Source organism: Mycolicibacterium anyangense, from assembly GCF_010731855.1.
GTDB classification, from domain to species: Bacteria; Actinomycetota; Actinomycetes; order Mycobacteriales; family Mycobacteriaceae; genus Mycobacterium; species Mycobacterium anyangense.
The window spans coordinates 2,878,882-2,891,525 of sequence record NZ_AP022620.1; the positions used below are offsets into that span (position 1 = coordinate 2,878,882).

A 12,644-nucleotide genomic window follows, 5' to 3' on the forward strand; every position below is an offset into this window, starting at 1 on the left:
GCGGCTAGGCGCCGTTGTTGACTCCGCCGGAGTTGGCCCCGGGGATGTCGGTGATCGGGATGTTCGGCATCGGTTTGGGCGACGGGGTGGCCGGCAGCGTCGGGATCTCGGAGGCCGGAATGTCCTGCAGCACGTTGACCGGCGGCCCGTTGTCACGCGACCCGTAGACGCTGCCCGGCGCACGCGGCCCCAGCATCTCGCTCACCGTCACCAGGTGATACCCGTTGGCCTTGAGCACCGGGATGAACTGCTGGACCAGGTCCACCGTCGAGGAGTAGGTGTCGTGGAACAGCACCACCGAGCCCGGCTTGATCTGGCTCATCAGCATGTAGCGGGTGGCCGCGGTGTTGGAATCGTTGATCCAGTCGAACGGGATGACGTCCCACAGGATGGCGGCCACCCCGTACTGGGCGGCGATCTTGTTGACCGCGTCGTTGGTCAGGCCGCCGGCCGGACGCCACAGCGTAGGGGTCTGGCCGGTCGCCGCCTTGATGGCGTCATTGGCCTTGCTGAACTGGGCGGGCACATCCTCGATCGGGATCGCCGTCATGTTCGGGTGCTCCCAGGTATGACTGCCGAGCTCCATCCCGGCCTCGACCACCCGCTTGGCGCCCTCGGGGTTGGCGGCGACCTTGTTGCCGATCTCGAAGAAGGTGGCCTTGGCATCAGCGTCGATCAGGATCTTCAGCAATCGGTCGGTATAGGGCGTGGGCCCGTCATCGAAGGTCAACGCCACGCACTTGACCACCGAGCAGTCCACCGCGTCGGCCTTGGCAACCTTGACGTGCCCGGTAAACCCGCCGATGACGACGACGGCCACTCCGGCACAGACCCCGATCACGGTCCTGAGGTAGGACCAGGATGGGCTGTCGGGTCGGCGTCGCACCGGGCAAAGTTTACCGGGCCCGTCTGGGCGGTCCCTGTCACACGGCTCAGGGCAGGGCGCCGGGGCTGATCTCCTCGAGCATCTCGGTGACCAGCGCGGCGATCGGCGAACGTTCGCTGCGCATCAGGGTGATGTGGGCGAACAGCGGATGGCCCTTGAGCTTCTCGATGACCGCGGCCACCCCGTCATGCCGGCCGACGCGCAGGTTGTCGCGCTGGGCCACGTCGTGGGTGAGCACCACCCGCGAACCCGCACCCAACCGCGAGAGCACCGTCAGCAGCACGTTGCGCTCCAGTGACTGTGCCTCGTCGACGATCACGAACGAGTCGTGCAGCGAACGGCCACGGATGTGGGTCAGCGGCAGCACCTCGAGCATGCCGCGCGAGAGCACCTCCTCGAGCACCGCCGGCGACGCCAGGCCTTCGAGGGTGTCGAACACGGCCTGCGCCCACGGGCCCATCTTGTCGCTCTCGCTGCCCGGCAGATAGCCCAGTTCCTGGCCGCCGACGGCGTAGAGCGGGCGGAATACCACGACCTTGCGCTGGGTGCGCCGCTCCAGCACCGCCTCCAGGCCCGCGCACAGCGCCAGGGCCGACTTGCCGGTACCGGCCTTGCCGCCGAGGGAGACGATGCCTACCGACTCGTCGAGCAGCAGATCGAGGGCGACGCGCTGTTCGGCTGACCTTCCCCGGAGGCCGAACACTTCACGATCACCACGAACCAGCTGCACCTTCTTGTCGGCGTTCACCCGGCCCAGGGCATGCGAGCTGCCACCGAGCAGCCGAACACCGGTGTGGCAGGGCAGGTTTCGCGCATCGACGAGGTCGATCTCACCCTCGGCGAACAGCGCGTCGATATCCTCGGCCACCACGTCGAGCTCGGTCATCCCGGTCCAACCGGAGGTGATGACGTCCTGGGCGTGGTACTCGTCGGCGGGCAGGCCCACCGCACCGGCCTTGACGCGAAGCGGAATGTCCTTGGACACCAACGTGACCCGCTTGCCCTCGGCAGCCAGGTTGGCCGCGCAGGTGAGGATGCGGGCGTCATTGGTGTCGGTACGGAAGCCCAGCGGCAGCACGGTCGGGTCGCTGTGGTTCAGCTCGACCTGCAACGTACCGCCCTGTGTCCCAACGGGAATCGGCTCATCAAGCCGGCCGTGTTCGAGGCGCAGGTCGTCGAACAATCGAAGCGCCTGTCTGGCGAACCAGCCCAACTCGTGGTGATGGCGCTTGGCCTCCAATTCACTGATGACCACGAGCGGTACCACTACCTCGTGTTCGGCGAACCGGTTGCACGCCCACGGATCGGACAGCAAGACAGAGGTGTCGAGCACATAAGTCCGGCGTTCGGGCGACGGCGATTGGGTCACTGGGCGCTCCTTTGAGCAAACAGCCGGCCCGTGCGGCCCCACACAGACCTTCCGAGGGACACAGCAGCACCAGGACCGGAGCCGGTCCTTTCGCCGAAACGATCGGTACCGCCCGGACAGCAGAGCATGTCGCTAGCCATCAACGGCGACGCTACTCCGGTGTGAGCCGACGCGCCGTGTGGACGCGCCGCGTCATATGGCTGTTACGCGAGAACGAATTTGCGCAGCACCGCTTCGTCACCGAGGCCCCAGTGCTTGATGCTGTCGGAGACCACGGTGCGCGCCGCGGCGAGGTCGAAAATCCCGGCCTTGGCCACGTTGGCGAGCTTGTCCTGGTACTCGATGATGTCGCCACCGACGACGCCGAACGCGCCGGCCCGGCGGGCGATCGAATTGATCGTGGAGTCGCGATCGACCTCTTCGAGGCAGTAGTTGACCAGGTTGCGGAAGAACTCGGTGTGCCGTTCCTCGTCCTTGGCGATCTTGCCGATCAGACCCCGCAGCACCGGCTCGTCGATCCTGGCTTCCAGGTTGCGCAGATACACCGCGTAGGCGGCCTCCAGGAAGGCCATCACGACCAGCGTCTCGATCTGGGTGAACTTGTCACCGCGGTAGCCACGCATGACGTGGGCCACGCGCACCTGCTCGTCGGCGGCCGGGTCGAAGTTGCGGGTCACTACGAAGTACTCCCGCAGCGCGATGGCGTGCAGGTTCTCCTCAGCGGTCCAGCGGCCCAGCCAGCGGCCCCACTTGTCCTCGAGGATGAAGTGCTCGACGAGCTCGCGGTGGTACCCGGCGAGGTTGTCCTTGGTGATCAGCATGATCTCGCAGGCGTCGACCACGTCCTGGGGCAGCGTGACCTGGGCCGGATCCCAGTCCTTACCGCCCAGGAAGGCAAAGTTCTCGCCCTGGTCGAACGGCACGTAGTCGTGGGCGTACCACTCCTCGGCGGTGTCCAGGAAACGGGCCAGATTGTCGGCGACAACCGGCTCAAGTTCGAGCGTCAACGCATTCGCGACAGGTTTCTGTGCCATGCGGTTACTGTAACCCAAAGACACGTCTGTCGGAAAATCTGGCCCCGACGGCGTTTCGCCTTCTCAGAGGGTCAGGCCGGGGTACAGCGGGTTGGCGTCCAGCATCTCCGCTGCCGCGGCCTGCACCCGGTCGGCCGTGCCGTCGGCCAGCGTGTACTTGGCCTTCGACGGTCCTGAGCTGGCCGCGGCGGCTTCGGTGTTGGACAGCACCTCGACCACCAGCTCGGCCACCCGGTCGAACTCGGCCGGGCCGAAACCGCGCGTGGTGAGGGCGGGCGTGCCGAACCGGATGCCGGAGGTGTACCAGGCGCCGTTCGGGTCGGCCGGGATGGCGTTGCGGTTGGTCACCACGCCGGAATCGAGCAGCGCGGACTCGGCCTGCCGGCCGGTGAGCCCGAAGCTCTGCACGTCGAGCAGCACCAGGTGGTTGTCGGTACCACCGGTGACCAGCCGGGCGCCGCGCTTGAGCAGCCCCTCGGCGAAAGCCTGCGCGTTGTCGGCGACCCGCTGGGCGTACGCCTGGAAGGACGGCTGACGCGCCTCGGCCAGCGCGACGGCCTTGGCCGCCATCACGTGCGACAGCGGGCCGCCCAGCACCATCGGGCAGCCCTTGTCGACGGCGTCGGAGTACTCCTTGGTCGCCAGCACCAGGCCGCCACGGGGCCCGCGCAGCGACTTGTGCGTCGTCGTCGTGGTGACGTGGGCGTGCGGCACCGGGTCCTCGTCGCCGGTGAACACCTTGCCCGCCACCAGGCCGGCGAAGTGCGCCATGTCGACCATCAGGGTGGCGCCGACCTCGTCGGCGATCTCGCGCATCTTGGCGAAGTTGACCCGCCGCGGGTAGGCCGAGTACCCGGCGACCAGGATCAGCGGCTTGAACTCCCGGGCGGTGGCGGCGACGGCGTCGTAGTCGATCAGACCGGTCTGCGGGTTGGTGCCGTAGCTGCGCTGGTGGAACATCTTGCCGGAGATGTTGGGCCGGAAGCCGTGGGTCAGGTGGCCGCCGGCGTCCAGCGACATGCCCAGCAGGCGCTGGCTGCCGAGCTTGGCGCGCAGCCGCTCCCACTCCGCCTCGGACAGATCGTTGACGTTCTTGACGCCCAGGTCTGCCAGCGCGGGGGCCTCGATCTTGGTGGCCAGGATCGCCCAGAACGCCACCAGGTTTGCGTCGATGCCGGAGTGCGGCTGAACGTAGGCGTAGGGCGCGCCGAACAGTTCACGGGCGTGCTCGGCGGCGATGCTCTCCACCTCGTCGACGTTCTGGCAGCCGGCGTAGAAGCGGTGCCCGACCGTGCCCTCGGCGTACTTGTCGGACAGCCAGGTGCCCATGGTCAGCAGCACTGCCGGCGAGGCGTAGTTCTCGCTGGCGATGAGCTTGAGTGAACCTCGCTGATCGGCGAGCTCTTGACGAGTCGCCGCCGCGATCCGCGGTTCGACAGACTCGATGACCGACAGAGCGGCGCGGTAAGCCTCGCTGGCGGTGGCGGCGTAGTCAGCGCCGGGGGCGGCGGCCGAAGCGGAAAGCGTCGAGTCTGCGGTCATGACCCAAGCCTATCGGCCCGCGCGCGGTGTGTTACGCCACCTCGGCCCGCAACGACGACGGGATCAGCGGCTCGTCCAGCAGCCGGCCGAACCGCTCGGTCAACCCCACCTCCGCGGGACGTGCGTCGAGCCAGGACCGCAGCAGCCGGTAACCCTCGACATAGGTGCTCGTATAGGCCCGCCACAACGGGTCGGACAGGAACCGCAGCGACTGGCGGGCCCGGGCGTCGTCGAGGAGAAGCCAGCGCTGCAGGAAGGCGACGACGTCGTCGACGTCGCGGTGCTCGTCGTGCAGCATCAGCGCCGCGTCCTGGCGCACATCAGCCAGCGCCGCCGACGCCTCGGACAGCGCCTCGGCGCGCTCACCGTCGAATCGCAACCCGAGATCGGCGTAGATGCCGGCGGCCCAACTCCCCCAGCCAGGCCCCACCGCGGCGTACAGCGCCAGGTCAGCCAGGCCCTCAGCCATCAGACACTGCGGAGTGTTGACCAGGAAGATCGTCTGCTCCTGCTGATCGTGGCCGGCGACCAGGCCGGCCTCCTTGCGGCAGTGCTCGGTGTGGTGACCCGGGTAGGACTCGTGGGCCACCAGCCGGGGCAGGTTGGCCATCTGCTGCTTGACGTCGGCATTGACCGCGACCGTCGAACGATAGTTGCCCTCGTAGTAGTTGAACCCCGACCAGGGCTTGTCGGTGACGACCTCGTAGACGATGGTTTCGGCGTCCGGCAGCGGGTAGCTGGCGCGCACGGTGTCGCGCAACGCACTGGAGAAGGCGTGGATGCACTCTTCCAGGCGCTTCGGCGGGATCTCCTCGGCGCTGCGGTGGGCGGCCATCCGGTCGGCCAGCGGGCCGCTGCCCCCCAGCACCTCGTCGATACGAGCGTGCGCGGCGCGGTAACGGTCCTCGTCGCCACGGCTGATCCGGACATCGAAATACGCCTGGACCTCATCGACGAAGCCCACCGGTTCACCGGCGAACTTGCGGGCCGCGCAGGCCAGCGCCCGCAGGTGGGCGCCGATGAAATCGGCACGCTGGTCGGTGAAGCCGCCGGTTCGGGGAACCTGCGGGAGGTCGGCCAGCAGCCGGTCGGCCTGACGGGCCAGCTCGGCGGGCTCCGGCGCCGGTTCGTCGGCCACCGCGCGACGCAGCGCGGGGTCGCCGGTAAAGGAGTCGACGTAGCCCTCCTCGATGCGGTCGAAACGCAAGCCGAGCATGAGGTAGTCGCGGATGAGGGTGCCGGGCTGCATACCCACAACGCTAGCTGCAAGACTGTGCCCATGGCGCGGCTGAGCGAACCCAGCCCCTACGTGGAGTTCAACCGGACTGAGTGGCGCAGCCTGCGCATGTCGACCCCGTTGAAGCTCACCGCGGAGGAACTGACAGGCCTGCGCGGCATGGGAGAGCAGATCGACCTCCTGGAGGTCGAAGAGGTCTACCTGCCGCTGGCCCGGTTGATCCACCTGCAGGTGGCGGCGCGCCAGCGACTGTTCGCAGCGACCGCGGAATTCCTCGGCGAATCGCAACAGAGCCCGAACCGTCCGGTGCCGTTCGTCATCGGCGTGGCGGGCAGCGTGGCCGTGGGCAAGTCCACCACCGCGCGCGTGCTGCAGGCGCTGCTGGCCCGGTGGGAGGACCACTCCCGGGTAGACCTGGTGACCACCGACGGCTTCCTCTACCCCAACGCCGAGCTGAGCCGTCGAAACCTGATGCACCGCAAGGGTTTTCCGGAGAGCTACAACCGGCGCTCCCTGATGCGGTTCGTCACGTCGGTGAAGTCGGGCGCCGACCAGGCGTACGCGCCGGTGTACTCACACCTGATCTACGACATCGTGCCCGGCGAGAAACACGTCGTCACCCATCCCGACATCCTGATCCTGGAGGGGCTCAACGTCCTGCAGACCGGCCCGACGTTGATGGTCTCGGACCTGTTCGACTTCTCGGTCTACGTCGATGCCCGCATCGAGGACATCGAGCACTGGTACATCGAGCGGTTCCTGGCCCTGCGCAGCGGCGCCTTCGCCGACCCGGCCTCGCACTTTCACCACTACGCCGGACTCTCGGACAGTCGAGCCGTGGCGGCCGCCCGGGATATCTGGAGTTCGATCAACCGCCCCAACCTGATCGAGAACATCCTGCCGACCCGCCCGCGCGCGACACTGGTGCTGCGCAAGGACGCCGACCATTCGATCAACCGGCTGCGACTGCGCAAGCTCTAGTCGGGCCTGGTTGGACGACGATCAAGCGGCGAGGCACGAGCCGCGTTGAGGAGTCCGACAATCGGGCCTAGTTGGACGACGATCAAGCGGCGAGGCACGAGCCGCGTTGAGGAGTCCGACAGTCGGGCCTGGTTGGACGACGATCAAGCGGCGAGGCACGAGCCGCGTTGAGGAGTCCGACAATCGGGCCTAGTTGGCCGCGCCGGTCAATGGGTTGAGCCGCAGCACGGGCAATGGGAAGGCCACCTCGGCCTCGCCGTCGGGATCCTCGTATAGGCCGATGGTGTAGACGCCGGGGCTGTACACCGAGATCGACAAGTAGTGCGCGAAGACCCGGAACTTCACCGGGCTGCCCGGGTTATCCGGCCACTGCCAGGCGAAGTCGAGCAGCCCTATCCGCTCCCCCGCTGGCGATGTGGCGATGATGAACCGCCGCATCTCGTAATCGGTACCACCGGAGGTGTGCACCGCCAGCACCAGCGGGATGGTGATCTGGGTGGGGAAGCTCTCGACCAGACAGCTGGTCATCGGAAAGCCTTCAGCGGATACGCCACCGGCCTCTTCCAGGACTGCCCTACGGGATGCCGCGAATGCGTCGATCTGCATGACGGCAAACCCTAGCGGGGCCGGGTGTACGGGGCGAACGTTCAGGTCTTGATACGCCGCACCCCGAGGTACTGCAGGTCAGCGAACACCAGGGTGTACACCCCGCTGGCGAGCACGGCGACCACACCTGCGGTGGTCAGCTCGACCGGCCGGGCTAGTACGACGACGAGGGCCGCGACGGTGAACATCAGGTTGGCGATCGCGGTGACAATGCCGGCAGTGCGTACCCGCTCGAGGCCGGCGGCCAGGACCACCGCGGTGGCGTAGCCGAGGAAGGCAGCGCCGATGGCGTATTCGGCGGCGGTCGGTATGCCGGTAAGCCTGGAGATGGGGCCGGCCGCGACGATCACAGTGAGGCCGCAGACGCCGGACAGCACCGCGTCGACGCGCATGGCCATCCGTAGCAGCGCCTCGGACTGGGTCTTGGTGGTCAGAGCGGTCATGGAACGTCCCTTCTCGGTGGGTGATTCAGCGAATGAAAGCCGGTGCGGGGCAGGGCGCCGAAACCTCCACGGCGCTGCCCCACACCGGCGGGGCGGGAGTCACGCCAGACGGCGCACTCCGAGGTACTGCAGGGCGGCGAACGCAGCGGTGTAGGCCGAGCACGCCAGCGTCACGGCCACGCCTGCGGAGGTGAGCGGCGCCAGCCCGGCGGCCGCGACCGTCACGAGAGCGACCGTGTTGACGGTGTTCACCGCCACCAGTGCGATGCCGACCCGGCGGATGTCGGGCATAGCGGCCAGGGCGTAGACGCCGAGGCCGTACAGCACGAAGACGGCACCGATGGCGTACTCCTGAACGGCGGTGAGTCCGGTCAGTCGGGCCATCGGGTCGGCCATCGTCGCGACGACCAATCCGAGGAATCCCGTCAGCGTGGCATCGAGCCGCAGGGCAAAGCGAAGCAATGAATCCGTGGAGTCCGACAGTGGTCGGGTGGCGATGGCGGTCATGCTTCGAGGTTGCTCAGAGGGCACTGCCAGATCGACGCCCGGCACTGCCAGTTACTGCCAGGAGCAGCTCAGGAGCCCGCGACAGCCACCTGGGCGCGCAGGTCCGTGGCGATCAACCGGGCTGCCGCGTTCTGCCAGTTGTGCAGCGAACGCTGCGGCACCTCGGTGACGAACCACTGCCAGGCCTGCCGGGCCACCGGGTCGAGACCGGCCGCCGTCGCGTTCTGGGCATAGGCTCGCACGCCGACCACATAGGGGAAGTAGAGCGAGTTGTAGTAGCGCCAGTGTTCGGTGGTGCCGAACTCACCGCCGTCACGCGGTTTGAGCCGGGCGATGTGTTCGGCCAGCAGCGCGCGCAGTTCGTTGGCCCGTTCCAGCGGCTGGTCCGGTGCCCCGCGGGCGGCCAGTCGGTCGTCGATCACGGCAAGCCCCGTCAGCGGGCTGGCGACGAGTTTGGACAGATCCCCGTAATGGCCGAGGGCGCGGCGGGTCAGCCGCGCGAACGTCTCCTCGTCCACACCATCGAGCGGGTTGGGCGCCACCAACGGAAGGGCCGCCTCGGTGCTGCGCAGTGCCGCGCGCTCGGCGGACAGCCGCGGCGAGCGGGAGAACGCCATCCGGTCCAGCAGGCCGGCCAGCGGGTCGGCCAGCACCGTGATCGCGATCGCGATGGCCAGGCTGGTGAACAGCAGCACTGTCAGCGCGGTGCGACCCGGTCCCCCACCGCCCAGGACGGCCATCCCGATCAGCGCCTGCCCGCCGAACAGCACGGCCACCACCATGGTTCCGGCGAACGACCGCAGCATGTCGGCGCGCAGGGCCTGTCCTTCGTCGAAGGCATCCCACAACGCGACCGCCACGCCCAGCAGCAGAACGTCAAACCCGGTGGACGCCAAGGCAAGCCAACTCGGCAACAGGCCCAGCGGGATCACCAGGATCGCGTTACCCAGCGCAAAGAACAGCGTCGCGACCACCACCACGCCGGCCACCCGCACCGGCTGCGACGGTCTGCGCACCGCGGCCACCATCGCGCCGAGGGTCGATATCGAGATCACCGCGAACATCACCCAATGGCCCACCCGCAGCGGCCCTTCGACACTGCCTGCCATGGCGGCACCAATAAATGCCAGTGCGGCGACGACCGCGATCAGACTCAGTTCGGTGGCGCGGCTGCGCCAGGTGTCACACGGCCGGGCCAGCTCGAGCACGACCGCGAACCACGCCACCCCGGGAATGGCGACCAGATAGATCTCGATCTGTCCCAGCAGCTCGGCGTGCGCGACGCTCACCAACCGCACGGCGTCCAGCGCGACCACCGCCCCGAAACCGCACAGCCCGATGGCGGCCAGCGCCAGTACCGGTTTTCGCGGGTCACGCGCCAGCAGGTACAGGCCCAGCCACCAGCTCAGCGTGAAGACCACCGCCGACAGCGCAGCCATGGTTCCAGTGTCGCACGGGCGAAATTGGCGGTTAGGCAAGTATTGCCTTCAGCAAATCCTGGCCGTTAAGTTGTTCCCTCGGGGTCGGGTCCGAGGTGTGTGGGGTCGCCTTCGAGCGCCGTGTTCGTACAGCACCGACCTGAGGACCCCGATGAGTATCTCTGCGACCACTTCCCGCGTCCGCGACGTCGGGCGCGTCGGTGGCCTTGCCGTGGCCTTCGGTGTGGGGATGGCCATTGCCGCATTGCCAGCGACTGCGCACGCCGACGACGGTGCCGGCAGTGCGACCGGCGGCTCAGCGCGCCAACACTCCAGCACCGCCAAGAGCAGCCAGGGGTCCACGCGCACCACCGCGCGCCCCGCTGCCGCCAGCGCCGAAACGCAAGTCTCCCAAGCACCTTCGGCCGCCAACACGTCCACCGCGCGGTCTCGGCACTCGGTCACTCAAACCTTGACCGCCGCCCCGGCGCCGCCATCCTCGTCGCGCACCGGCACCACGCCGACTGCCCCGCAGGCCTCTCCGCTGGATTGGGCCGCGGTCGCCTACACCCGCCGCGAACTCGGCCGCACCACAACACCGACTGCGGCGGTTAGCGCGTCGATCACCGCCAACCCCATCACCGACTTCATCGCGATCTTCATCAGCGACGGCACCGCCACCCACCCCGACGCCGGCCTGCTGATCGGCAACGGCTTCAGCTACACCGCGGCCACCTGCACCAGCGGCCTGGCCTGTAACGGCGGCCGCGGCGGACTACTCACCGGCAACGGCGGCACCGGATACAACGGTGGCACCGGCGGCTCGGCCGGACTGTTCGGCAACGGCGGTAACGGCGGCGCCGGCATCATCACCGTGTCCAACGGTGCGGGCGGCAACGGCGGCAACGGCGGCCTCCTGCACGGCGACGGCGGCCAAGGCGGCCAGGGCGCCAACGGAGTTACCGGCACCAATAGCGGCGCGGGCGGCGCCGGCGGAAGTGGCGGCAACACCGGCTTTCTGGCCATTGCCAGCGCAGCGGGCGATGGCGGCGCCGGCGGCCAGGGTGCACCAGGCGGTGCCGGTCAGCCAGGCACCTCCGGCGGAGCTGGTGCGACAGGCGGAGCCGGTGGAGCAGGCGGTTCCGGCGGGGCAGGCGGTTGGGGCGGTTCAGGCGGTAGCGCCGGACTTCTCGCGCTGTTCAGCAATGGCGGCACCGGCGGAGGCGGTGGAGCAGGCGGTGCGGGAGGTGGCGGCGGAAGCGGAGCCAACGGCGCCAGTGGTGGTGCGGCTCAGAACGGTGGCAACGGCGGCAACGGCGGCAACGGCGGCCAGGGCGGCGCTGGTGGGAACGGCGGGAGCGCCGGGCGTGGCTCGATTCTCGCTGGCAAGGCCGGCGGTAACGGAACCGGTGGCGCCGGCGGCACCGGAGGCGGTGCCGGAACAGCCGGGGCTGGCGGCACTGGTGGTGACGGCGACGCGTCCACGCCGAATGGCGGCAACGGCGGCAACGGCGGCAACCCCGGCGCTGCCGGGCTTGGCGGAGTCGGTGGAAGCGCGGGCACCGGCGGAACAGGAGGTATCGCCGGCCTCAGCGGCTCCGCTGGCAGCCTCGCCGCTGGAACCGGCAAGGGCGGCAACGGCGGAAAGGGATGGGATGCAACCACATCCGGAACTAATGGCGGTAACGGCGGCAACGGCGGCAATGGCGGCAGCGAGGGCGACGGCGGTACCGGGGGCAGCGGAGGTAGCGCGGCCGATGGAAATGGCGGTGTAGGCGGAGGCGGCGGCAACTCCACCGCCACCCTCGGCATCCGCGATGTCAAAGGCGGAGTCGGGGGCGCAGGCGGTGCGGGCAGCCAGCAGGGCGGCAGCGGAGGCAACGGCGGGACAGCCCTGAATATCGCAGGCGGAACGGCCAGCGGAGGCAGCGGCGGGGCTGGCGGCAACGGCGGCCAGGGCGGCACCGGCGGCACCGGCGGCACGGGATCGATGGGACAGGCATCGCAATTCCCCGGCGGCGCCCCTTTGTCGCCGACCGGAGATGCGTTCGGCGGTACCGGCGGTGCGGGCGGAGCCGGACCGATCGCAGGCGTCGGTGGCAACGGGGGAATCGCCGTCAATTTCGGCCCCGGTCCAGCTGTCGGTGGCATCGGCGGCGCAGGCGGGACCGGTGGCATCACCGGAGGCACCGGTGGTACCGGCGGCGAGGCCCAGACCTTGGGCGGCGGTGCTGCCACTGGCGGTATCGGCGGCGCGGGCGGGACCAGCGCAACCAGCACCGGCGGCGCTGGTGGGCAAGGCGGCTTCGGACTGTCGTCGAACGTGCCGGGCAGCGCCACGGGCGGCCGGGGCGGTGTCGGCGGCGCCGGCACGTCCGGGGGCAGCGGTGGCGAGGGCGGCGTTGGTCAAGTCGATCAGGGCGGTACCGCCACCGGCGGAAATGGCGGCGACGGTGGTAACGCCACCGTTGCGGGAGGCAACGGCGGAAACGGGGGCGACGGCGGCAACGCGGATGCCATCTTCGGCGGCGGGACCCTCGTCGGTGGCATGGGCGGAGCGCCTGGAACCGGCATAACACCGGGTGTGGACGGGCTGCCCGGCCAGCCGGGCAGCCCGTAGA

General features: G+C 69.0%; 11 protein-coding genes. 2 read left to right on the forward strand and 9 right to left on the reverse strand.

The window, feature by feature from the left end; all coding sequences use genetic code 11:
• Positions 1-4 precede the first annotated feature (4 nt).
• The 5 genes from G6N35_RS13395 to G6N35_RS13415 all read right to left on the reverse strand — a co-directional run bounded on the left by G6N35_RS13395 (position 5) and on the right by G6N35_RS13415 (position 6,080).
• On the reverse strand, positions 5-886 hold the full coding sequence (locus G6N35_RS13395) for a polysaccharide deacetylase family protein (protein WP_163804693.1): 882 nt from the start codon (positions 884-886) through the stop codon (positions 5-7).
• A 46-nt stretch (positions 887-932) separates the two neighbouring features.
• A complete protein-coding gene (locus tag G6N35_RS13400) occupies positions 933-2,255 on the reverse strand; it encodes an RNA 5'-3' helicase PhoH2 (protein WP_163804694.1) in 1,323 nt (440 codons plus the stop codon).
• Between the two features lie 203 nt (positions 2,256-2,458).
• On the reverse strand, positions 2,459-3,289 hold the full coding sequence (locus G6N35_RS13405) for an acyl-ACP desaturase (RefSeq protein ID WP_163804695.1): 831 nt from the start codon (positions 3,287-3,289) through the stop codon (positions 2,459-2,461).
• 63 nt (positions 3,290-3,352) lie between these two features.
• Positions 3,353-4,831: a glycine hydroxymethyltransferase gene (locus tag G6N35_RS13410; RefSeq protein WP_163804696.1), complete on the reverse strand. Its 1,479-nt coding sequence runs from the start codon at positions 4,829-4,831 to the stop codon at positions 3,353-3,355.
• A 31-nt stretch (positions 4,832-4,862) separates the two neighbouring features.
• A complete protein-coding gene (locus tag G6N35_RS13415; protein WP_163804697.1) occupies positions 4,863-6,080 on the reverse strand; it encodes a DUF885 domain-containing protein in 1,218 nt (405 codons plus the stop codon).
• Between the two features lie 30 nt (positions 6,081-6,110).
• Between G6N35_RS13415 and coaA the strand changes: the two genes are divergently transcribed.
• Complete coding sequence (gene coaA / locus G6N35_RS13420) at positions 6,111-7,049, forward strand: type I pantothenate kinase (protein ID WP_163804698.1); 939 nt, start codon at positions 6,111-6,113, stop codon at positions 7,047-7,049.
• A 189-nt stretch (positions 7,050-7,238) separates the two neighbouring features.
• Here the strand turns inward: coaA and G6N35_RS13425 are convergent, their stop codons facing one another.
• The 4 genes from G6N35_RS13425 to G6N35_RS13440 all read right to left on the reverse strand — a co-directional run bounded on the left by G6N35_RS13425 (position 7,239) and on the right by G6N35_RS13440 (position 10,044).
• Entirely contained in the window at positions 7,239-7,655 is a 417-nt protein-coding gene (locus G6N35_RS13425; protein ID WP_163804699.1) for a hypothetical protein, read from the reverse strand.
• Positions 7,656-7,696: 41 nt separating this feature from the next.
• The gene (locus G6N35_RS13430) at positions 7,697-8,098 is read right to left on the reverse strand and encodes a hypothetical protein (protein ID WP_163804700.1); all 402 of its coding nucleotides are present in this window, start codon (positions 8,096-8,098) and stop codon (positions 7,697-7,699) included.
• 99 nt (positions 8,099-8,197) lie between these two features.
• Positions 8,198-8,605 (reverse strand): hypothetical protein, encoded by a 408-nt coding sequence (locus G6N35_RS13435; protein ID WP_163804701.1) that lies wholly within the window; start codon positions 8,603-8,605, stop codon positions 8,198-8,200.
• Between the two features lie 68 nt (positions 8,606-8,673).
• Positions 8,674-10,044 carry a hypothetical protein gene (locus G6N35_RS13440; RefSeq protein ID WP_163804702.1) on the reverse strand — a complete coding sequence of 457 codons (1,371 nt, stop codon included), beginning with the start codon at positions 10,042-10,044 and terminating at the stop codon, positions 8,674-8,676.
• A gap of 151 nt (positions 10,045-10,195) precedes the next feature.
• On the opposite strand from G6N35_RS13440, the gene G6N35_RS27615 reads away from it, so the two are divergent.
• Positions 10,196-12,643 (forward strand): hypothetical protein, encoded by a 2,448-nt coding sequence (locus tag G6N35_RS27615; protein ID WP_163804703.1) that lies wholly within the window; start codon positions 10,196-10,198, stop codon positions 12,641-12,643.
• The last annotated feature ends 1 nt before the right edge of the window (position 12,644 follow it).

What these genes read in the sequence shown, in the direction of transcription:
- G6N35_RS13430 (WP_163804700.1), bottom strand. Translation starts at nt 8,098, where the DNA reads ATGACCGCTCTGACCACCAAGACCCAGTCCGAGGCGCTGCTACGGATG.
- G6N35_RS13410 (WP_163804696.1), bottom strand. Translation starts at nt 4,831, where the DNA reads ATGACCGCAGACTCGACGCTTTCCGCTTCGGCCGCCGCCCCCGGCGCT.
- G6N35_RS13440 (WP_163804702.1), bottom strand. Translation starts at nt 10,044, where the DNA reads ATGGCTGCGCTGTCGGCGGTGGTCTTCACGCTGAGCTGGTGGCTGGGC.
- coaA (WP_163804698.1), top strand. Translation starts at nt 6,111, where the DNA reads ATGGCGCGGCTGAGCGAACCCAGCCCCTACGTGGAGTTCAACCGGACT.
- G6N35_RS27615 (WP_163804703.1), top strand. Translation starts at nt 10,196, where the DNA reads ATGAGTATCTCTGCGACCACTTCCCGCGTCCGCGACGTCGGGCGCGTC.
- G6N35_RS13425 (WP_163804699.1), bottom strand. Translation starts at nt 7,655, where the DNA reads ATGCAGATCGACGCATTCGCGGCATCCCGTAGGGCAGTCCTGGAAGAG.
- G6N35_RS13405 (WP_163804695.1), bottom strand. Translation starts at nt 3,289, where the DNA reads ATGGCACAGAAACCTGTCGCGAATGCGTTGACGCTCGAACTTGAGCCG.
- G6N35_RS13415 (WP_163804697.1), bottom strand. Translation starts at nt 6,080, where the DNA reads ATGCAGCCCGGCACCCTCATCCGCGACTACCTCATGCTCGGCTTGCGT.
- G6N35_RS13435 (WP_163804701.1), bottom strand. Translation starts at nt 8,605, where the DNA reads ATGACCGCCATCGCCACCCGACCACTGTCGGACTCCACGGATTCATTG.